Source organism: Acinetobacter sp. SWBY1, from assembly GCF_002946595.1.
GTDB lineage: Bacteria > Pseudomonadota > Gammaproteobacteria > Pseudomonadales > Moraxellaceae > Acinetobacter > Acinetobacter towneri.
This window is the reverse complement of record NZ_CP026616.1, coordinates 1,266,867-1,288,943: the sequence shown is the minus strand read 5'-3', so window position 1 is coordinate 1,288,943 and position 22,077 is coordinate 1,266,867. Positions and strand designations below refer to the sequence as shown.

20 protein-coding genes are annotated in these 22,077 nt (G+C 42.6%); 10 read left to right on the top strand and 10 right to left on the bottom strand.

Going from position 1 to position 22,077, the window contains the following annotated elements:
• Positions 1-42 precede the first annotated feature (42 nt).
• On the bottom strand, positions 43-3,654 hold the full coding sequence (locus C3Y93_RS06170) for an AAA family ATPase (RefSeq protein ID WP_104852402.1): 3,612 nt from the start codon (positions 3,652-3,654) through the stop codon (positions 43-45).
• Positions 3,655-3,663: 9 nt separating this feature from the next.
• Positions 3,664-4,914, bottom strand: a complete 1,251-nt coding sequence (locus C3Y93_RS06165) for an exonuclease SbcCD subunit D (protein WP_104852401.1) — start codon at positions 4,912-4,914, stop codon at positions 3,664-3,666.
• A gap of 481 nt (positions 4,915-5,395) precedes the next feature.
• Between C3Y93_RS06165 and C3Y93_RS06160 the strand changes: the two genes are divergently transcribed.
• Together C3Y93_RS06160 and C3Y93_RS06155 are read left to right on the top strand one after the other, a co-directional pair.
• Positions 5,396-5,842 (top strand): ABZJ_00895 family protein, encoded by a 447-nt coding sequence (locus C3Y93_RS06160; RefSeq protein WP_104852400.1) that lies wholly within the window; start codon positions 5,396-5,398, stop codon positions 5,840-5,842.
• Between the two features lie 136 nt (positions 5,843-5,978).
• On the top strand, positions 5,979-6,896 hold the full coding sequence (locus tag C3Y93_RS06155) for a TIGR01777 family oxidoreductase (protein WP_104852399.1): 918 nt from the start codon (positions 5,979-5,981) through the stop codon (positions 6,894-6,896).
• A gap of 20 nt (positions 6,897-6,916) precedes the next feature.
• Here the strand turns inward: C3Y93_RS06155 and thiO are convergent, their stop codons facing one another.
• Together thiO and hemB are read right to left on the bottom strand one after the other, a co-directional pair.
• The gene (thiO, locus tag C3Y93_RS06150) at positions 6,917-8,035 is read right to left on the bottom strand and encodes a glycine oxidase ThiO (protein WP_104852398.1); all 1,119 of its coding nucleotides are present in this window, start codon (positions 8,033-8,035) and stop codon (positions 6,917-6,919) included.
• A 13-nt stretch (positions 8,036-8,048) separates the two neighbouring features.
• Positions 8,049-9,062, bottom strand: a complete 1,014-nt coding sequence (hemB, locus tag C3Y93_RS06145; protein ID WP_104852397.1) for a porphobilinogen synthase — start codon at positions 9,060-9,062, stop codon at positions 8,049-8,051.
• Between the two features lie 120 nt (positions 9,063-9,182).
• Between hemB and C3Y93_RS06140 the strand changes: the two genes are divergently transcribed.
• From C3Y93_RS06140 to C3Y93_RS06120, 5 genes are all read left to right on the top strand, one after another.
• Positions 9,183-9,680 (top strand): thioesterase family protein, encoded by a 498-nt coding sequence (locus tag C3Y93_RS06140; RefSeq protein WP_104852396.1) that lies wholly within the window; start codon positions 9,183-9,185, stop codon positions 9,678-9,680.
• Between the two features lie 222 nt (positions 9,681-9,902).
• Positions 9,903-10,697 carry a thermostable hemolysin gene (locus C3Y93_RS06135; RefSeq protein ID WP_171287387.1) on the top strand — a complete coding sequence of 265 codons (795 nt, stop codon included), beginning with the start codon at positions 9,903-9,905 and terminating at the stop codon, positions 10,695-10,697.
• 28 nt (positions 10,698-10,725) lie between these two features.
• Entirely contained in the window at positions 10,726-12,297 is a 1,572-nt protein-coding gene (locus C3Y93_RS06130; RefSeq protein WP_104852395.1) for an AMP-binding protein, read from the top strand.
• 73 nt (positions 12,298-12,370) lie between these two features.
• Complete coding sequence (locus C3Y93_RS06125; RefSeq protein WP_104852394.1) at positions 12,371-13,225, top strand: TauD/TfdA family dioxygenase; 855 nt, start codon at positions 12,371-12,373, stop codon at positions 13,223-13,225.
• A gap of 40 nt (positions 13,226-13,265) precedes the next feature.
• Positions 13,266-14,081 carry an SDR family oxidoreductase gene (locus tag C3Y93_RS06120; RefSeq protein WP_104852393.1) on the top strand — a complete coding sequence of 272 codons (816 nt, stop codon included), beginning with the start codon at positions 13,266-13,268 and terminating at the stop codon, positions 14,079-14,081.
• 16 nt (positions 14,082-14,097) lie between these two features.
• Here C3Y93_RS06120 and C3Y93_RS06115 read toward each other — a convergent pair whose 3' ends face one another.
• Positions 14,098-15,435, bottom strand: a complete 1,338-nt coding sequence (locus tag C3Y93_RS06115; protein ID WP_104852392.1) for a sigma-54 interaction domain-containing protein — start codon at positions 15,433-15,435, stop codon at positions 14,098-14,100.
• 193 nt (positions 15,436-15,628) lie between these two features.
• On the opposite strand from C3Y93_RS06115, the gene C3Y93_RS06110 reads away from it, so the two are divergent.
• From C3Y93_RS06110 to C3Y93_RS06100, 3 genes are all read left to right on the top strand, one after another.
• Positions 15,629-16,312, top strand: coding sequence for an MBL fold metallo-hydrolase (locus C3Y93_RS06110; protein WP_104852391.1), 684 nt, complete (start codon positions 15,629-15,631; stop codon positions 16,310-16,312).
• A 44-nt stretch (positions 16,313-16,356) separates the two neighbouring features.
• Positions 16,357-17,139: a sulfite exporter TauE/SafE family protein gene (locus tag C3Y93_RS06105; RefSeq protein ID WP_104852390.1), complete on the top strand. Its 783-nt coding sequence runs from the start codon at positions 16,357-16,359 to the stop codon at positions 17,137-17,139.
• A 140-nt stretch (positions 17,140-17,279) separates the two neighbouring features.
• On the top strand, positions 17,280-17,597 hold the full coding sequence (locus tag C3Y93_RS06100; RefSeq protein WP_104852389.1) for a hypothetical protein: 318 nt from the start codon (positions 17,280-17,282) through the stop codon (positions 17,595-17,597).
• 94 nt (positions 17,598-17,691) lie between these two features.
• On the opposite strand, the gene C3Y93_RS06095 is transcribed toward C3Y93_RS06100, so the two are convergent.
• The 5 genes from C3Y93_RS06095 to C3Y93_RS06075 all read right to left on the bottom strand — a co-directional run bounded on the left by C3Y93_RS06095 (position 17,692) and on the right by C3Y93_RS06075 (position 22,075).
• Complete coding sequence (locus C3Y93_RS06095; protein WP_225543583.1) at positions 17,692-18,474, bottom strand: hypothetical protein; 783 nt, start codon at positions 18,472-18,474, stop codon at positions 17,692-17,694.
• Positions 18,475-18,477: 3 nt separating this feature from the next.
• Positions 18,478-18,735 carry a hypothetical protein gene (locus C3Y93_RS06090; protein WP_004975373.1) on the bottom strand — a complete coding sequence of 86 codons (258 nt, stop codon included), beginning with the start codon at positions 18,733-18,735 and terminating at the stop codon, positions 18,478-18,480.
• Positions 18,736-19,009: 274 nt separating this feature from the next.
• Positions 19,010-19,717 carry an ABC transporter ATP-binding protein gene (locus C3Y93_RS06085; protein ID WP_104852388.1) on the bottom strand — a complete coding sequence of 236 codons (708 nt, stop codon included), beginning with the start codon at positions 19,715-19,717 and terminating at the stop codon, positions 19,010-19,012.
• A 1-nt stretch (position 19,718) separates the two neighbouring features.
• Complete coding sequence (locus tag C3Y93_RS06080; RefSeq protein ID WP_104852387.1) at positions 19,719-20,927, bottom strand: ABC transporter permease; 1,209 nt, start codon at positions 20,925-20,927, stop codon at positions 19,719-19,721.
• Positions 20,924-22,075: an efflux RND transporter periplasmic adaptor subunit gene (locus C3Y93_RS06075; protein WP_019383618.1), complete on the bottom strand. Its 1,152-nt coding sequence runs from the start codon at positions 22,073-22,075 to the stop codon at positions 20,924-20,926. Before C3Y93_RS06075 ends, C3Y93_RS06080 begins: the two co-directional genes overlap by 4 nt.
• Between the last annotated feature and the right edge of the window lie 2 nt (positions 22,076-22,077).

Here is a 22,077-nt window from a genome sequence, read left to right as displayed (position 1 = left end):
TTCGAACGACAAATAATTTTCAGATTTTAGGTAGTCTTGAGTCTAACCCACCACATTGACTTCACTTGCCCCTGCACCCACTGGTTTGACTTGAATTTGCACAGGAATTCGTTCGTGCATTTCCTGAATATGCGAAATCAGCACCACTTTGCGTCCCTGACTTTGCAGATGGTCTAAGGCATTCATCACCATGTGCAAGGAAGTCGGGTCGAGAGTGCCAAAGCCTTCATCAATAAATAGCGATTCCAGTTTCATTGAGCCAGATGCCATATTGGCAATTGCCAGTGCCAAAGCTAAAGAAACCAAAAAGGTTTCGCCACCCGATAAAGACAGAACAGGGCGAATTTCACTGTTCATATCTAAATCAATAATCGCTAACCCCAAACTGTCTGGAATACGATGCAATTGATAACGCGAACTCAGTGGTAGCAATTGCTGATTGGCGTATTCCACCAAAATATCCAAGTGATGTTCTTGGGCAATTTTCTTAAATTTTGTCCCTTCTTTATGCCCAATTAAATCGTAAATACGTCCCCAACGATATTCTTCAGCTTTGATATTTTCAATTTGAGTTTGATAGGTAGCAAAAATCCCTTGATTGGTGCTATTCAGGCGTAGCTGTGCCTCAATCTCATTATAGTTTTGCTGTTGTTTGGCTTTCTCTGTTTGCAGCGCTGCCAGTTGCGTGGTGACCTCGTCAAAACTCAGTTGTGGCTGTTGCTTTAAGTGTTTTTGATATTGCTCTTCCAATGTTTGCCAAGCCGTTTTAGCACTCTCCAAACTGTTTTGTTGTTGCTGCAGCATGTTGCGTATTTGCTGATGTTCGGCATAAGAAATCTGTAAACATTTATCAATGATGCTGGCTTGAAAATGCGTGTGTGTCGCTTGCCACGTTGCAATGTGTTGCTGACATTCAGTGTGTTGCTGCATGCGCTGTTGAATTCTACTATCCAAACCATGTTTTTGCAGTTGTAAGTCTTTTAACACCTGTTCTGCTTGATTAAGTACAGTTCGTTGTGTGCTAAGTGCAAGATTGAGTTGCTGTTGTTGCTGATCTAAAGCCTGCTGCCATTCTTGATAGGTCTGATATTCACATCCCGCATGAGTTCTTGTAAGCTGCTTAATTTGATCACGCAGCTCACTTCCTGCAGTTTTAATCTGCTGCAGTTGTAGGGTTTTCTCTGCATGTTGCTGTTGTAAAAATAGCAACTTTTCTTGCACTTGCTGCTGTTGTTGAGTCAGTTGTTCAATCGTTTTGCTCAGTTGAACTTGCTGCTGCTGCAAGTGATGACGTTGCTCTAACTGTTGTAAGGCATTTTGATAGTATTCAATCGGTTGATTGAGCCAAGCGTGTCTTTGTTCTGCATCTAAAAGCGACAAAATAGGCTGTAAACGCTGAGCGAGGTCTTGGCGTTGTTGAATAGCATATTTGAGTTGTTCTGCCTGCTGTGCAGCATTGCGCCATTGTTTCAGGGTATCGTTTGCTTGTTGAATACTCTGCTGCAAGTGTTGAGTGGATTGATGTGTTGTTGCCCAATGTTGCTGTACGTGTTCAATTTGCTTTGCAACAGGCAGCGCTGCATCCAAATCTAAAGATAAGGATGTTGCAAGCTGTTGCACCAATGTCTGTTGTTGTTCAAGTTGCTGTTGCAGTTCAAGACTGCGTTGTTGTTGTTGATGATAAGTTGCATCGTATTGACTGCGAGCACGCTCCAATTGTTGTAGCTGTTTTTGCGCATGCTCAAATTCAGTTTTGGCCTGCTGCAATTGCTGATCCTGCAATTGGTTTAAAGCGTCACTGAGTAAATTTTCATGCTGAATAAACGGATGTTCATGGCTGCCGCAGACCATACAGGCTTCATTCGGTTTTAATTGGGCACGTAAATCCTGCACACTTTGATGCTGCAATAAACGCTGCTGTTCAAAAATCTGCTGTAATTGTTGCAAGGTTTGTTCAGTAATTTGCACTTGCTGCTGTTGGGTTTGAATTTGAGTCTGTGTCTGCTGTTGCAGACTTAAAGTTTCTTGCTGACGCTGTTGTAACTGCTCAAATAGGGTGGTCTGTTGTTGCCATTGTTCAAGTGCCTGTTGCAAGCGCTCTAAAACATGCACACTCTTTAAAGCATGTTGTAATTGCTGTTGCTCTGCCGTGAGTTGCTGCTCAAGTTGTTCAGGATGTTGATATTGTTTTTCCCAAACCAACAGTTGTTGCTGTGTATGTTGTTGTTGCTCAATTAAAGTATCTAATGCAGATTGGAACAGCGTAGGGTTTTGCTGACGTAGCTGCTGTTCAAGCTGCAAATAATCTTGCAGACGTTGCAACGTAAGGGCTAAATTATCATCAAAATTTGCCCATGCCGCAGTCTGTTTGAATTGCTGTTGTAAATGTTGCTGTTGTTGTTGCTCGGTTGCAAGTTGAGTCGTCAGTTGCTTCAAATTATTTTGCACAGGCTGAATTTGCTGCTCTGCAAATAATTTTTGTGCAGCATCCAAAGCGGTATATTGTTGAAGTTTGCTAGAAATTTCATGTTGTAACTGTGCCGCAATTTCAAGTTGTGGTTTCAATTGTTCAACATGCTGCTGCCATGCCTGAAGGTCTTTTTCCGCTTGCTGTTGCTGACTAATCGCTTGCTGTTGTGCGTGTTCCGCTTGTTGCAAGTTTGGCTCAAACTTCAATAGTTGCTGATTCAGATTTTTTAGCTCGGTATCTGCTTGCTGACGCAAGACAAATTGCTCGCGGATAGTTTGAAATTCATCTAAATGTTTGAGCAATTGTTTTTGTGAGGCGAGTTTAAGATCAGCATCGACTTGAACATCGTATATTTCTTTTTTAGCTTGGGTGCTAGCATAAAGTTCATGGCAATCTTTGTGCCATTTCACATCATTTTCATACAGTTTTTCGGTTTGGGTCAGCAAAGCTAACTGCTGGCTCAGGTCATGTTGTTGGGTTTCTAAGTCTTTTAGTGTTTCATCGCTGAGGAGCACCACATGCCCCATGACATTTTCAAGATCTGTTCGCTTTTGTTTAATTTCACTAAATTTAACGGCTGCACGTTTACTGACTTCGGTAAAAATTTGCGAATTGGTTAAATATTCAAGTAAATCTGCCCGTTCATGGTCTTTGGCTTTTAAAAATGCCCCAACTTCCGATTGTGCCAATAATACTGCGCGTGTGAATTGCTCAAAACTAAGACCAATCAGTTGTTCTACAATCGGCGTAGCTTCAGAAATTTTTTGATTTAAAACCCGTTGTTCATCTAGGCAGGTAATGGCACGTTCAACTTTTAAATTCCCATCCACTTTATTGTGCGCACGGCGAATTTGCCAACGTGCCGAATAGCGTTTTTGATCAAGCGCGATAAATTCAAGTTCTGCAAAGCCAGAAGTCGTACCACGACGTAAAATATGTTTAGAATCTTTTAAGGAAATTTCTTTGCCTGCGGTATCGGTCAGGCTGCCTGTTGCACCTCTCAAACGTGGAATTTCGTCATAAAGTGCCAAACACATGGCATCCAGCAAAGTCGATTTGCCTGCACCAGTTTTGCCCGTAATTGCAATTAAACCTGCCTGTGCCAGTGGCTCATCTTCAAAATTGATGACATGCGTGCCTGCCAAAGATGCCAAATTATTTAAACTTAAACGTAAAATTTTCATGGCAAATCCTTAAGCTTTATTCTGATCAAGTTCTTGTTGGGCTTCGGCCAAAAGCTGTAAAAAATCTTGGCTCACTTCTGGGTCAGGTTGATAGCCCATTTTTTCCCATAAATCTAAAAATAATTTTTCAGGCGTAGGCGGCTCTAAATCAATTTTTGATTGTTGCACGTTCGAGTTTTCACAGTTTTGAAAGCGTCGTGCAATGCGCAGTAAACGATAGCGGTTGGCAGGCAGTGCTTGTTCAATTTGTTGGCGTAAATCAATGGGTGGCGGGGCATCGCTGATATATTCAATTTCTAAAAAATGCCGTGCGCAAACTTCTGCAATTTCATCTTTTGGCAATTGATGAAGTTTAGTGATTAATTCAGAAAGTTCACAGCGAATCCGAAGCAGCTCTACCGTACGTGGAATAAGCAAGCTTTCATATTGGAAACGCTGTGCATCTGCCTGTAATGGATCAATCCTAACTTCAAGGACTTGGTGTTTATAATTCAGCTCGCTAAATGATAAAGGGATGGGTGAGCCGCTATAGCGAATGTGTGGCTGTCCGACCTGTTGCGGTTTGTGTAAGTGTCCGAGTGCGACATAGTCAATCACCTCATCAAACAGCGCAGTCGATAAGGCTTCTTCATTCCCCACTACAATTGGGCGTTCTGAGTCGGAAGTTTCGCCACCTTGCATGTGTGCATGTGACATTAAAATCAGGGCTTGATCGGGTTGTTTACGGGCTTTGGCTTCTGCAATCAGTTGTTGATGTAAGTAAGCAACCGCAGATTGATTGTCACTGCTATGTTCATTTAAACCTGTAATTTCTGCACTGCGTAAATAGGGCAGGGTCAGACACCATGCCACAATATTTTGCGCAGCGTCATAAATAGGCACTAGGAGTTTATCTAAATCTAATTTTTGCTCGGCTGTTTTACCAATCACGCCCACAGCTTTGGCGTTGAAGCGGTCTAAAAAGGGTTCAACTTGCTCAATGCGATACCCAGAGTCATGATTGCCTGCAATCATTAAGGTTTGCATGTGTGGAGCAAGCACATGCGCATCGGTAAGGAATTGATAGAGTTGTTTCTGAGCGCTCGAAGCAGGATTGACCACATCAAAAATATCGCCTGCTATGAGCAGGGCATTCGGCTGTTTGCTTTTAATTTGAGTTAAGAGCCAATTTAAAAATTCAGTATGTTCATATTCACGTTCATGGTGATGGAAAAATTGCCCCAAATGCCAATCAGACGTATGTAAAAAATGAACAGCCATGCGTGTTCCAATCTTGATGTTGAATTATGGGATAACTTAACATAACTGAGCGCAACACTGCGGCAAAAAACCAGTTTTCTGCTTTTAAAGCGACAATTTAGGTCGCAGAGATTTTAAAGAGAAGGGAAAGTAAAATCTGTCGTGATCTGTATAGAAAAATATAGAGAGTTAAAATACTGATGTTAGAAAGGCTAAAAAAAGACCTTAAAAAATAAAGACCGACGATTCGAGTGATGATGAAATCGTCGGTCAAAGAAAAACTTGCGATACAGTAAAGCTTTGGCTGCTGTTCAAAGCATGACTGTATGCGATTTATTGCTTTAGTCAGGTCACCGAAAATATTGTGGATGCCATACACATTAACGGTTGTTGTGACCTTGTAGCCTATATAACGTCAGGCTTTTGTATTCGGTTGACAATTTCATGAAAAAAAAACCAATTTTTTTTATACTAGGCTGAATCTTTTGTCTGAGTCATCTTCATGGTATCGCTAAGCCGTTATTTTCTCTGGTTTTTCTTGTATTGCTTTGTGATGACCTGTATTTGTGGCGTATTGGCTGCATTATTACCAGCGGGTGTGGGCGGGATTTTAACTGCAGTGCCTTATTTGGTTGCCATGATTTTAGTGCTGTATAAGTTTTTAAAACAACAACGCCGTGCGCCGAATGACAAGGAACGCAAGACATTTACTTTAGGATTTAGCCTGATTTTTTGGGGCTATAACTTGGCGTTTTTATTATTAGGTTTGGCGATATTTTCTCGCCAAAACCCAAGCATTTGGCAAGATTTTTTACAGTATTTGCAACAGCCGCAATTTATGAGTGTGGTGGTGATCATGTTCTTGTTGATCGCAATTCCATTGTATCTGCTGACCTATTGGTTTTATGGTAAACAGGCACAGCGTATGGCAGTTAAAATGTTTGGCTGATAAAAGAAGTTGTTAATATCTGATTTTCTTCAAATATACATGATCAGTTATGTGATGATGATTTGCTTAGACTTGAACATTCAGTCTAAATCACGTATAGCTAAAACTATATTTTTCATCATGCTGAGATTGGAAGATGCATAAACCTTTGGTACTGGTAACAGGGGCAAGTGGTTTTATTGGTTCACAATTGTTGCCGTTTTTATTGCAACAGGATTATCGGGTGGTGGGGCTAACCCGACAGCCCAATCGAGTATCCAAACATCCACAATTACGCTGGATTCAGCAGTTAGATGAACTCGACACCGACCAAATTGATTATGTGATTAATTTGGCGGGAGAAAGTATTGGGCAGGGCAGATGGACAGCAGCACGCAAACAAAAATTGCTTGATAGTCGAGTTCAGACCACACTGCACTTATATCAATATCTTGAAAAGCGCCGTATTTTCCCCAAGTGTATTATTTCAGGCTCGGCAGTGGGGTATTACGGAATTGACCCGCAGGAACAATGGTCAGCAGTATGTACCGAACACAGTGCAGCACAAGATATTTTTATGTCGCAGTTGTGCCAGCAATGGGAACAGGCTGCGTTAAGCTTCAGCCAGCAAAATACTAAAATTATGCGCTTGGGCGTGGTGTTTGGGCGCGGTGGTGGCATTTTACCGCAAATGTTATTACCAATTCGTTTAAATGCCGTCGGGCGGATTGGGCATGGACGGCAGCCTGTTGCATGGGTGCATATACAAGATGTTTTACAGGCCATTCACTGGTTAATGACGCAACCTGTAGACGCCAAAATTTTGAATGTGGTTGCACCTGAAAAAACCAGTCAGCAAGACTTTGCCGAAACCGCAGCTCGGCTTTTAAGACGTCGTCCATTTTTGGTGTTACCTGCTTTTGTCTTGCGTTGGTTATTGGGCGAGCAATCGCAATTGGTGCTGAATGGGCAATATGTTAAACCACAAGCGTTAGAACAAGCAGGCTATTGCTTTCAATATCCAAAACTTGAACAGGCGCTAGCGGCTTGTCTGGGTGCATCATCCTCTACTTAAACAGAGGATGCTGCTGAGTGTTATGCACAGATTGAGGTGGGCTGTAACTGCTTTGGATCATAAGCGGTAGGATCAACAATCGTTTCTTGCCCAAGCATCAACTGTCTTAATAGCTGTGCCGAGGCTGTGCCCATGCATAAGCCATTACGGAAATGTCCGAAATTCACCCATACATTATTCAGGCTAGGCACTTTGCCGATATACGGCACACCTGTAGGCGAGCCTGGACGTAAACCAGCCCATTGTTTCACAATGGGGAACTGTGCCAATTCAGGCACCATTTCAAAACAAGCCGTTAAAATATCTTGTTGGGTTTGCGGGTTTGGTGTGGTGTCAAAACCAACGTGACGCATACTGGAACCGCATAGCACATGCCCATCTTGACGTGGAATCAAGTACATCACCTTGTTCATGCACATGCTTGGCAACCATTGTGCAGGGGTTTTAAATAACACAATTTGCCCTTGTACAGGCTGTACAGGAATCTCTAAACCCAGTTGTGTCGCCCACTGCTGTGACCATGCACCTGTCGCAAGCACGATATGATCTGCACGATGCAAGCGACCATCGGCAGATTGAATGGCTTGAATACGATCTTCAGTGATCTGAAATTGCTGAATTGGGCAGTGTTCAAAAAATCGCACGCGCGGATGTTGTTTCAAATATTGCGTGAGCGATTGTAATAAACGCGGATTGCGCACATTGGCAAGTTGTGAGAAATACAGGGCTTGTTTAAATTTGGGATGGATATGCGGGTTAATTTGTTCGAGTTGTTCCCGATTCAGATATTCAGCTTGCTGCATCGGTTCATGATGACGTTCGGCATAATTTAAACCAATCTCAAAATCATCTTCATCAAAAATCAACATGCCTGTTTCATGGATTTCAAAATCAATGCCTGTAATAGGTTTGAGTTTTTCATTCCATGCTTGGTACTGCGGTTTGGCAAATTGGGCTAAGTCATTGACCGCTTGAGGATAACGCCATGGATACATGGGAGAAAGAATTCCACCACCTGCCCATGATGCCGCTTGTGCTGCTTGTTGTTGATCAAAAATACTGATAGAGCAGCCCTGCTCTACCAGTTCGAGTGCAGACAACAAACCGCTGATGCCTGCACCAATGATTGCGATGTGCATGAAAGTCGCCTGTTTATGTCATATCTTTAAGTTTGAGTGCTGCTTCTTCGGCAAAATATGTCCAAATACCATCTGCACCTGCACGGCGGCAACTCATTAGCGATTCAATAATCACACTGTCCGACAACCAGCCATTTTGAATCGCGGCAGCAAGCATGGCGTATTCACCACTCACTTGATAGACAAAGGTTGGCACACCAAAGTTATCTTTCACTTCACGTACAATGTCTAAATAAGGCATGCCTGGTTTTACAATCACCATGTCTGCACCTTCTTGAATATCCAGTGCAATTTCATGCAAGGCTTCGGCACGGTTGCCAATATCCATTTGATAATTGTATTTGTTGCCGCCTTTTAGGTTGCTGGCAGAACCGACTGCATCACGGAAAGGACCGTAAAAGCTAGAGGCATATTTGGCTGAATAAGCCATGATAGAGGTATAGATATGCCCGTTGCTTTCCAACGCCTGACGAATCGCACCAATACGGCCATCCATCATGTCACTTGGCGCAACCACATCTGCACCCGCTTCGGCATGGCTTAAAGCCTGTTTAATTAGACATTCAACCGTTTCATCATTCAGGACATAGCCTGTGTCATCAATAATGCCATCTTGACCATGAGTGGTGTACGGGTCGAGTGCGCCATCGGTAATAAGTACCATCTCTGGCAATTCTTTTTTCAGCAGGCGTAGTGTGTTTTGCACCAAGCCATCTTCACGCCATGCTGCTTCTGCGGTCAGGCTTTTATCTTCTTGTGGCGTGACTGGAAACAATGCCAGTTTATACACACCCAGCTGCATTAAACGCTCGGCTTTTTTGAGTAATAAGTCTGCTGATAAACGCTGAATATTCGGCATGCTTGGAATATCTTGGGTTTGATTTTGTCCCGGTAAAACAAATACAGGATAAATCAAGTGATCTGTGGTTAAGTGAGTTTCGCGAACCATGGCGCGTAATTGATCATTTTTACGGATACGACGCATACGAGTGGCAGGAAATGCAGGGCGATTGAACGTATAGGTCATAAAAATCTCACTGATCAGTATTAAACTAGACGACTATTGTAGCCCCTTAAATTTCATTTGGGCATACATTGGCTGTTTTTATTGTTGGTAAATTGAGTTGTTTGGACTTTTGGGCACGTTATGAGTAATGCAGAGAAAAATTGGACTGGGAATATACATTTAGGCGCGAAAGTCGATATTGATGTCGTGCTAAGACAATTGGTCAATGCATTTAATGGATCGCCATTTTTTCAACACAATGGCATGAGCATGCGTGTGGTAGATGGTCAAATTGAAGCTTATATTAAGATGCAACCGTATATGGTGGGCAACGTGGCTTTCCAAATTTTACATGGTGGTGTTGCTGCAACCATTTTGGACAGTGTGGGCGGTATTGTGGCAATGGGGGAATTATATAAACGGACAGAACCTGACGATTTGCCCGATACCATTAAAAAAGTCACTCGTTTGGCTACCATAGATATGCGAGTGGATTATTTAGCACCGGGACGCGGCAAGTATTTTATTGCCCGTGCGGAAACTTTGCGTTTAGGGCGTAAAGGCTGCACCATGCGTATGACGATGGTCAATGATGAAGATAAACCAATTGCAACGGCAATTGCGTCTTATGCCTATTAAAATCTAAGGTAGGGCGCGAACAATTGTGTTTTGCATAATTGGATGACTGTTTATTTTTGATTAGTTTATTGTTTTAAACATATAAGGAGTTGAGTGATCATCTCCTTTTTTTGTGTGCATGAAGAGTTTTTTGAATTGTGACAGTTTGTAGCGACTTAAGTTTTCTTTAAGTTTAGATTTCTATCTTGAGCATTGAGTTATTTTCTATCCAATGTGATGCACATGATCAAATTTAATTTTGATGCTCAATCATCCAGTCAAACGCATTTTCTGGATGCGAATTTTCATCAGAAAAAAAATAAAAAACAATTCAACGGGTATGCAGCTGTAGCGCAGCCGTATAAACCACAAACGAACCCAAAACAGTTGAACCTAGAACAGCCACATTTAGATGTATTACACAGCTATGCCTCGGTGATTCAAGCACACACAACAGCACAACATTTAAATGTGACAACTGTGACCCAAGATGCTAGCAAACAACGCTTGGCATTAGAGCATTTTATTCGAGATAAATACCAAAAAGTCCATCAGGCATCCATAAATACTTTTTCAGATACCTTGTTTGCAGGCTATGTAAACCACGACATGCAAGTGGTGATTGGCATGCAACCATTGGGCGCAAACCAAGCCTTTTTGGAACAGTATTTAGGTGCACCCATTGAAACCATTTTAACCCAATTGAGCCAAGTGCCTGTAACGCGCGCGCAGATTGTTGAAATTGGCAACTTGGCAGCGCAAGACATGAGCAAAGCCAAATTGATGGTGGCTTTTTTGGTCTTTCACTTATCGCAGAACAATGTGTCGTGGGCAGTTTGCACAGGAACAGCAGCAGTGCGCTATGTGTTACAGCAAATGGGTTTGCATTTTCAGGTACTAGAAAAAGCCAACCCCGAAGCCTTGGGCGATGCACAGCATCAATGGGGCAGTTATTACCAACAGAAGCCTTATGTACTGGCGATTGACGTTGCAGCAGCGTTGGCGGTCACGCAACAGCAATATTGTTTTTATGCCTAAGGTCATGCAGAAAGGCGGAAATTGAAAGATGAATGAGTTATTTGAAAACCTGAATCACTATGCCCAAACAGACCCTGAGCGTGAAGCAATTGTGACGGCACAAACCACACTGAGTTATGCCACATTACAGCAACGGGTTGAGTTGCTCAGTGCAGAATTGGCAACTTATCAAGTACAGCGTTTGGCGTTGTGGGGTGTGAATCAGGCCGATTGGATTGTGGTCGATTTAGCCGCACGTAAAGCTGCAATGACAGTCATTCCTGTGCCTTTATTTTTTACTGCTGCACAAGTGCAACATTTACTGCAAGACAGCCAAGCGGAGTTGCTGTGTATTTTGACGGATACTGCACAAAGCGATACTCCGTCCAATGTTAACTCGGCTATTGGAAATACTGCTATTCCAGAAGCTTTGTTGGAAATGATCCATGCAGTTCAGGCACAGGTTTTGCCACCATCAGATTTATATCAAGAGCAGTTGTTTCGTCTAAGCGTTGAAACAGCACAACCGCATTTATCCCCAAATTCTGCTGAGCAGCCTACAAAAATTACTTATACCTCGGGCAGTACAGGTACACCCAAAAGTGTGTGTTTGGCAGAAGCCACCATCAATTCAATTACACACTCTTTAAGTCAGGCATTACAAAGTAGCCAGCTTGGGCGGCATTTGTGTCTAATTCCATTTGCAACATTGCTTGAAAATATCGCAGGCGTGTATGTGCCTTTTCACATGGGACGTGCAGTGGTGGTGGCTGAAGTCAGCCAGTTCGGTTTGCTGTCCAACCATGAGTTTGATGTTTCACGCTTTGTCGATGCCGTGCAGCAATATCGCATTGAAAGCGTGATTTTATTGCCGCAAATGCTCAAAGCGATTGTGGAATATATCCATCAACACGGCGATTTGGGCTTGCGCACTTTGAAGTTTATTGCCGTGGGTGGTGGCAAGGTGTCTGCAGATTTACTCAAGCAGTGTCAGCAATTCAATTTACCTGTTTATGAAGGTTATGGTCTGTCTGAATGTGCATTGGTCGTGAGTTTAAACCTGCCTGAAGCTCGCAGAATTGGTAGCGTTGGACGAGTGTTGCCGCATGTTCAAGTCGAAATTGCTGCCAATCAAGAAGTGGTGGTCAAGGGCAATGCCATGTTGGGATATATGCATGAACTTGGGCGTGAGCAGGATGCGGTATCAGCCGATATTCACACAGGCGATGCAGGTTATTTTGATGAAGATGGCTATTTATATATCACGGGGCGTATCAAGCAAATTATTGTCAGCAGTTTTGGGCGCAATATTTCACCAGAATGGGTTGAATCGAACAGTTTGAGTGAGCCTGAAATTCAACAGATTGCCGTGTTTGGTGAAGCGCAGCCGTCATTATCTGCAGTGATTTATGCCGAGGAACATCGTTCAGATGAGCAATTGGCAGCCGCGATTTATCGTGCCAATACCCGTATGCCTGATTATGCCCAAATTAAACACTGGTGCCGTGCTGAACAACCTTTTTCTTTAAATAATCAGATGTTAACCGATAACGGAAAATTGCGTAGAGCAGTCATTCAGCAACAGTATCAGACAGCTTTGGCACATCCTACAACGTATTAAATGGCTGATCTTGGAGATGTTTCACAGATAGACATCAACCTGTCAGTCATCAATAGAGATAGAGAGAAATCACATGAATATTGCACAACAGCAATTCAAACATTCCCCACAACAAATTAAAGATCGTTTGGTGGAGCACGGTTGGGTTTTACTTAGAAATGAACATTATGATGTGAATGCGTTTAGTGGGCTGATGAGCAATATTTGCCAAAAGCTGACCTATGACCCTGCACGTGAAAATGTGACCCGACAATCGCAAAAAGTAGATGCAGGTACGCAGGCAATGGGACTGCATATAGAAAATGGTTCAACCCCAATGCCGCCTGATATTATTGCTTTTTTTAGTGAAAAAAGTGCTTCGCGTGGTTCGCAGACTACTTTATGTGATGGACATGAGGTATGGCAAAAACTGCCTGACACACTGAAGCAGAAATTTGCTGAACCGATGACCATCAGCCGTTACTTACCCAAAGCGATGTGGCAAAAGTATGTGGCGACAGCACTCAATATTGCCGATGCCGTACAGGTCGGGCAGCAGGAACTCGCTCATTTTATTGAGATGATTCCTGGACAACGGATTCGTCCTGCGCATGATGAAGGTGTGCAGTATGACTTGAACATGCCGATGATTCGCCATGACAATTTAAAAGCTGTGCCTGCCTTTGCCAACACCTTGTTGGGGCCTTCTTATAATTACGAAAAGCCGCGTTTTTACTTTGCCGATGGCAGCGAAATCCAAGCGGAATTATTGGAAGAGTTGGCAGAGCGATGCGAGCGTGAAACCTCAGAAATTGACTGGCAAGATGGTGATGTGGTGCTCATTGATAACAAGCGCTTTATGCATGGCAGACGTGAAATATTGGTGCCATTAGAAGATCGTAAACTCTATATTTGTATGGGCTTGGGACTGAATCCTGCATTTTTATAATTGAGTTGTATCGAATATCTTAAAATTGAGAGTATCTTTTATGTCAAATTTAACTGCGGTGATTTTCGGGGCAACAGGCGGGATTGGTCATGCGATTGCGCATCATTTTGCTGAAAAAGGCTTAAACTTAATTTTGGTTGGGCGTAAGCAAGACACCTTGCAACAACTAGAGCAAAGTCTGGCGCAGCAGTATCCTCAGTTGCAATTACACAGTCTGCGTTGTGATTTAATTGATGCCAGCAGTCGTCATGATTTTATTCAGGCACTTGCCGCATTAAAACAGCCGATTCATTACTATATTAACAATGCAGGTATGAATGATTTTCGTCTGTTTGCGCAGCAATCACAGGACACCATTGAGCAAATGATGCTGGTTAATGTGGCTTATCCGCTGCAACTGATTCAGGATGTGATTCCATATATGTCGGACAGTCAGCCGAGTCAGATCATCAATATTGGCTCGACTTTTGGCAGCATCGGCTACCCTGGCTATGTGAGTTATTGCGCCAGTAAGTTTGCCTTGCGTGGTGCAACTGAAGCGTTGGCGCGAGAGTATTGTCAGACTGCCATTCGTTTTAGATATTTCTCCCCACGCGCGACCAATACCAGTATGAATAATCCCGATGTGATAGAAATGAATATCAAAATGGGTACAAAAGTGGATGCACCTGAATTTGTGGCACAAGAGCTGTATCAATTTTTACAAACAGACCGTCAATCCTATCAGGTCGGGTATCCTGAAAAAGTCTTTGTCAAACTGAATCAGTTGATGCCTAGCCGAGTCGCGGCTGCCATTCAAAAAGATTTAGACACCATTTATGAATATGCAGATCAAAGCAAAGCGACTGATTCCTGATTTTTAAGTTTCCGCCTTATAAATGATATTTTTTTCGATATCGCCATAAGGTGGTTCGGCTAATGCCCAAGGCTTGTGCCACCAATTGAGTTTGCCCCTGATATTTTTCCAGTAAATCCTGCAGTGTGTCTTTATCTACTTTATTGTTGGTTTTGATGAGCAGCTCAATAGGTTGTGGCGTTGGGGGAGCTGTGGCGAGTTTCAAACTAGCATGCACAATTTCATCGGGTAAATCGTGTTGATCAATTTCCGTTTTACCTGCTGACATGGTCAATGCATACAGCAAGGTATTTTTTAATTCACGCACGTTGCCCGGCCAGTCGTAATTGATTAATACCTTCAGTACTTGCTCGGTCAAATGTGGCGTGACCTGAAACTGGGCTTGTTGTTGCAAAATAAATGCTGCAATTTTAGGGATATCTTGTTTACGTTCACGTAGTGGTGGCACAAAAATTGGAATCACCCGTAAACGATAAAGTAAATCTTGGCGAAATCTGCCTAAACGCGCTTCTTCACGTAAAGCGCGATGGGTTGCGGTAATAATTCTGACATTCGATTTAATCGCTTTTTCACCGCCCAAAGGGGTGAATTCGCCCGTTTCTAATACTCGCAATAATTTGGCTTGCAGTTCCAGTGGAATTTCTGCAATTTCATCTAAAAATAAAGTACCACCTGCAGCACGTTCAAACACACCTTTATGCTCACGAATTGCCCCTGTAAATGCACCTTTCACATGCCCAAACAATTCACTTTCTAAAATATTGGCATTTAAAGCCGCGCAGTTAATCGCAATAAAGACTTGTGCATGCCGTTGGCTGCGTGCATGTACTGCTTGCGCCACCAACTCTTTACCACTACCAGATTCACCACGCACCAAAACAGGAAACTCAGTAATCGCTACCCGTTCAATAATGGAATACATATGCTGCATTTGTGGCGAATCACTATGGAAAAACTCCGCCAAACTATTTTGTGCTTGGGCAGATGGGGTGAGTGTTTGTGATGACACTGTTGCAACGCTAGGCTGCAGAAAGAATAAACATCCTGTGAAATCGGCTGTATGGACACGAATATTTAAGCTGTGGTAGTGCCATGCCTTAGCACTATTCGGGAGTTGCAGCAGACCTGTCTGTGGTTGTGATGCTGATTGTGATTGTAGTTTTAATTTCAATAATTGATTTTTTAATGTTTTACCCGTAGCTGCAGAAACAGAAGCATCTTGTGCATATTCATAAATCCATGTTTGAGCAATGTCGTCATAAACATAGAGCAAACTGTCTGGACAAAGTTGTTGTAAATGAAACAAAAAGCTTTCAAGACTGGCTTGTTGTTCAAAGTCATGTATCGCATTCATGATGTTTCATCTTTTGTTTCATTATTGATTCAATTGAAACATAAAATGCAACAGATGTGAAACATGGAATATGACCTAAATTAAATAATATTTCTTAATATATTGTATTTTATTAATATATTTAAAAGAGATTAAGTTGGCATTATATTTGCAAAATTAAGAATAACAAAATATAAAACTTGGTGTATATCTCATGATCTTTCATCAATTTTTTGAAGCTGACAGCTCGACCTATACTTACTTATTGGCATCTGAACAAACCCGTGAAGCGGTGCTGATTGACCCTGTAATTTCAGAGGTTGAGCAATATGCTGCTTTTCTAGAACAGCATGATTTGCAATTGGTGTATAGCTTAGATACGCACGTACACGCTGACCATATTACTGCTGCCAACGAACTCAGAACACGTTTTGGTTGTAAAACTGTATTACATCGTAATTCAGGTGTGGTGTGTGGCGATATTTTCATTACCGATGGCAGCGCCATTCGTGTGGGTGAATTATTGATTGAAGCACGTTATACCCCGGGTCATACCAACGCCTGTACCAGCTATGTGGTCAATGGCATGGTATTCACTGGTGATGCGTTGTTAATTGATGGTTGTGGTCGTACTGACTTTCAGGAAGGCAACCCAGCGAGTTTATATGACAGCATTCATCTACAAATTTTTAGCTTGCCTGATGACACTTTGGTGTATCCAGGGCATGACTATAAAGGGCGTTTATCTTCTACCGTTGGGCAGGAAAAACGCAATAACTCGCGTTTAGGACAAGGACGTACCAAAGCGGAATTTATTACCCTCATGCAGAATTTAAACCTGCCTTATCCAAAACATATTGATGTGGCTTTGCCTGCCAACAAAGTTTGTGGCAAGTGATGTTTGCACAGCACAACATAGTGATGGAATAGGGGGAAATACGCATGTGGATGTTAATCCTAGAAGGCTTGGCGATTGGTACTTTGCTGGGTTTAACTGGGGCAGGGGGCGGTATTCTTGCCGTTCCTGCACTTATGGCAAGTCAGGGCTGGACTGTGGCGCAGGCTGCACCTGTCGGTTTATTGGCAGTCACTTTGGCGGCTTTGGTTGGCACAGTTGAAGGATTGTTCAAACGTATTGTACGTTATCGTGCTGCATTGTGGATTGCCCTAATCAGTATTCCATCTGCGCGTTATGGGGTGCATTTGGCAGGTATTGTGCCGCCCATGTGGTTAACACTGGCGTTCAGTCTGGTCATGTTTATTGTGGCGTATCGTATTTTCTTTAATAAGGTCAACGACCAAACTAATCCACCGTGTAAGGTAAACCAAAACACAGGACGCTTAATTTGGAATGTTAAAACGGCGTCTTTGCTTGGTGGTGTGGGTGTAATTGCAGGCTTATTGACGGGTTTGTTGGGTGTGGGCGGTGGTTTTATTATTGTGCCGTTATTGCGTAAATTTACCGATTTGGATATGCGCAGTATCGTCGCAACCTCTTTGATGATTATTTTCCTGATTGGTGGCGTGAGTATTTCAGCACACGTTTTAGATGGCTTTCAGTACCCAATGGCAGTCACCATCACCTTTGTTCTGGCGTGTATTGTCGGGATGTTACTTGGACGTACTTTGGTACATCGCATGAATAGCAATACTGTACAAAAGGTATTTGCTACAACAGTCATTGGTGTTGCGTTCTACCTCATTTATACAGCGATTATGGCTTAAGTCTAATATTTGGATACTATGTTTTTACTTTGAACTGCAGTATTGTGAATAGGTAACGTATTGTTAAGTGTAAGAAAAAGCACTAGACCTAGACCAAATTAAAGATTAGCTTAGTTGTATAAGATGACAAGGAGCCAAGAATGAAAAAACATTTATTTTGTGTGGGTGTCGAGTTCCGTAAAGCATCCGATGAAACAGGCTCTTATGCGTATTTGACCGCATATTTAGGCGCAGATGACTTACATGAAGCGATTGATCGCGTTCAGAAACAACTGGAGCAAGAAGGCAATAAAGTATTATTTGTGCGTGGTTGCTGGGTTGTCGATGCCGATTGTGATGATGGTTTCTGCCCAACCGAAGAAAGTAATGCTGCCTCTAAAGCAGACCTGCTGTTCAGTGATGAAATCTATTATGGCAAATTGCAGCAATGGTCTATCAACAATGGCTATGAATACTGAGTAAAATGTTGGCTGAATAAGATGCCGATGGGTTCAGTTTACTGACCTGTGAATATTTAAAAAACCGCGTTTGAATGATTCAAGCGCGGTTTTTTTATTCTTCATCAACCAAATGAACAAGTACATATTTTTCAAACCAGATCGGAAACTCTCCTTTAAAATCTGGATTAATGATCAATGTATCTCCGTTAGTCACTTCACAGATATAAGAAGCCATATTCTTGGTCGCATTACTTGAGTTATCAAATAAATACGCTCGGTCAGATACTTCAATCGCATCAATCAACATGTGCATAGTGCGGAAATAGCGTTCACGGATTTTAATTTCTTCGACTGGATGACCACCATTTTTCACACGTTGTTTAACTCGGTCCACATTAATATCAGGGTCCTCAGTCGTCACAAAGTATAAATAGGTACGATAGCCTTGCGTTTTAGCATCTCGCAAAAACTCGATTTTACTCTCATGAGACATTACGGTTTCAAATGTAAATCCAACCTTAAGCGTAAGTAACTCTTTACGGATGACATCAAGAATTCGGGCTGCGAGGTAGGAATCAATCGTGTTCCCGCTTAAGTCGATTAAGCTTCCATCAATCACAGGATCTACTGAGAGGAGAGGACTTTTGCTTAGAGTACCATCTGCATTTTTTAGTGGTCGACTTGCTTGAGTAAGATAATCAACCAATATGTTTGCATTAATGCGTATATCAAATTGACTTAGATCAAGAATGGGTGTGGCTTTAAGATCGCGCTCAAGGTTGTCAGCATTCAAAAACAATTTAGATAAACGGCTATCTAAACCATTAATCATCGTACTTTTGCCCGATCCATTTGGACCCGCAAACATTCTGATTCGAGGTGTTTTTGGCAACATAAATTATTCTGCAGTAGCCTCTATGTTACGTTTTCTAATTTTAAAGGTTCTGCGACCATTAAACTGGCGGGCTAGATCAGGGTTCCGACCAGATAACTGTTTGATTAAAACTGGTTTGCCATTCGGGGTTTTGCTGACTAAGGCATCATTTTCCACATAAAGTACTCGATCACTGTGAGCTACTGCAATGAAGCGTTCACGCAAAACGTCAGCTGCAGCTGTAGCGATTTCACTTTCATTGGTTCGGTTTCTAGTTGACATATCTAAAACCTCTAGGTGATTAAGTTTCATGGTTAGCGCGTCAATTCTTGGATTAAGAATAAATTGCTCTATTTAATCAATATATGCGTATTTTGATTAAATTCCAAGAACAGTATGAAGCTAGTAAGTATTATATTTTTGCATTTCTGATGCTATCAGAATACCACATCAACCGTTTTTTAGCATTGTGTCGCATGTAACTTGAAATGCAGATATTTTATTGCTTTTGATATTGAGCTAAAACATCAGTTTCCAGCGCTGAAAACTTTAGAGCCTACTTAAAAGGACGTCCTTCGCCTTGTTCTTCATAAGTCACACCATCTCGAATGTGGTACAAGCGTTTAAAGGTAGGGATGATTTTACCGTCATGTGTGACTACAATAATTGCAGTTTGAAATTTTTCTGCCATTTCGTGTAATAAGCGAATCACGGTCATCGCGCGTACACTATCCAATGGTGCAGTGGGTTCATCGGCTAAAATCACAGGCGGTTGATTAATCAAACCACGTGCAATGGCGACACGCTGTTGTTCACCACCAGACAATTGCCCAGGCATGGCATGTACCCGATGCTGCACATCGAGCGCCGTTAAAATTTCCAATGCGCGGGCGCGGGCAATGTCATTGGCTACGCCTGCTAACATCGGCAGCAGCGCTACATTATCCAAAACATTTAAAAAAGGAATTAAGTACGGGGTTTGGAACATAAAACCAATTTTATCGCGGCGTAAGGCACTTAAGTCTTTGACTAACCAACGTTGATCAAAAATCACCTCATCGCCCAAAGTCATGCGTCCTTCGGTAGGATCAATCACGGCACCTAAACATTTGAGCAAGGTGCTTTTACCCGAACCTGAGGGGCCAATCAGCCCAACCACTTCACCGGGTGCAACCTGCATATTGACATCTTTTAAGGCATAAAAGGCATTGTCACCTTGTCCAAAACGCTTTTTTAAACCTTCAATTAAAATGCCGTGTGTCATGTTATCCCCCAATTGCTTCGGCAGGGTCAATACGCAGTGCCATCCGAATTGCAACCAAACTGGCTAACATGCAAATCAGCATCACCGCAAAAAATCCGAAAATCGAATCTTGTGGAACCAATAAGACATATTTGGGGAAATATGGTGCTGCAAAAGTTGAACTGATTTTACCGACAGCAAATCCAATTAATCCCAGCGCGAGTGCTTGTTGCAAGATCATCCAAGCGATTGTGCGATTGCGTGTGCCGATTAATTTTAAGACCGCAATTTCACGAATTTTGTCCATAGTCAGGGTATAAATAATAAATGCCACAATCGCGGCGCTGACCAAGGCCAAAATCACTAAAAACATGGCAATTTGTTTGGCAGATGTGGCAATCATTTTGCTGATTAAAATGTATTCCATCTGCAGGCGGGTATAGACTGTCAGTTGTTGCCAACGCTGAATATGGGCAGCTGTTTCTTCAGCCGAAGCGCCTGCATTTAAACGGACTAAAATGGCGTTTACATAACGGTTGCTGCTTTGTGCATTGAGTACGCTTTCAAGCAAGTCAGGATAAGCAGGGCGATTATAAATCGGGTTTTCTGCAGTTCGTCTACGGTCTTGTAAAATGGCAGCATTGTCCTTTTGGAATTGCGCTTGTTGTGCATCTTTCAGCGGAATAAAAATCATCGGATCACCACCCGAAGACACCATACGTCGGGTTAAACCCACCACGGTAAAGGTGTTACGACGGATTTTAATACGATCACCCAACTTTAATCCCGTACTAATGTCGGCTACAGCTTCATAGTGTCCACGAGTCAATTGACGTCCTGCCAACAAGTGTGGTGGCCACCCCAAGTTATTCCACGCATGTTCACCTGTTTGAATCCCGACCACCATCGAGCGAATATCTTTGTCTTGATGATGCACTTGCATGGTCAAATAAGTAATATTTGAAGCATGCGCCACCCCAGGCATATTCATCACACTACGATATAAATCATCACGTACACTTGAAGGTTCTGCATAAGGACCAAGCGTATCTTGCTGTACAACCCATAGGTCAGCACCACTGTTATTCAGCAGGGCTTTGGCATCATCTACCATGCCGCGATACACACCAGCCATAATTAAGGTCACACCAATCAGCAAGCCGAGTCCAAAGCCAGTAAATACAAATTTACCCCATGAATGGAAAATATCACGACCTGCTAGATTAATCATTTAGCTGCTCCTGCAAGTTGCTTCACAACCCGTAAACGGTTTTTGGCATGCAGTGGTTTTTCGCTATACAGTACCACTTGATCATTTTCAGATAAGCCTGCGAGCACTTGCACATCGCCCGCTAAATTTGAACGTCCCAATTGAACTTCAACAAATTGTGGTTTTTCTGCTGCAACTTTCCACACCCCCACTTGGTTATCGATACGGTGAACTGCCGCATTGGGAATGGTTAAACTGCGTGCCAATGGTGCGAGGCTGATGGTGACTTCTGCTAACTCACCCAAAGGCGGAAGAGGCGTTGGAGGTTGATTAAAAACCACTTTAGCTAAAATTTCTTCGGTAATGGCATCGGCACGGGGTTCTACCCATAACACATGACCTGCCAAAGCATTATTTTGCCGTGAACGTAAATGAATTTGAGCAGGTAAACCTGCAGCTAAACCAATCGCACTGGATTGATCGAAACGGGCATTCATCCAAATGGAGTTAGGATCGACAATTTCTAGTACTGTTTGACCTGCCACGACTGTTGAACCCGGTTCTGCATAACGTGCAGTGACGACACCTGCGGCTGTGGCCACTAAATTTAAATTATCGCGCTGTGCTTGTAAGGTGTTTAAGTCTGCGCGTGCTTTATTGAGTTCTTGTTGCATCGCGCTGAGTGCCGCCGTTGCCAAATCGAGCTCTTGTTGTTTAATGGCTAAAGATTCTTGGCTGGTGGCATTGATTTTGGCCAGTTGTTGATAACGCTTGACTTGTTGCTGCGCAAAATTTTGACGGATTTGAGTGTCTTGTTGCTGAGCGGTAATTTTTTGGATTATCGCACGTTGAGCCAATAAACGATCTTCCAAATCGACAGGATCCATTTCGCCTAACAGTTGTCCTGCTTGTACGTTATCGCCAATATCTACTTTTAAGTTTTTTAAGCGACCTGCTGCAGTTGGGCCAATTTTATAGTTATAACGCGCTTCAACGGTAGCTATGCCAAACAGGCTAGGTTGAATGGATTGATATTTGGCTTGCGTGAGGGTGACGTTGACAGGGGCAAATGGGCCTGTGCGTAAGACTACGTAAATTAACAATAAAACCAAAGCTACAATGACCACAATCACGGAAATCGTTCGCTTGCCTAAGGGAAATACCTGCATGT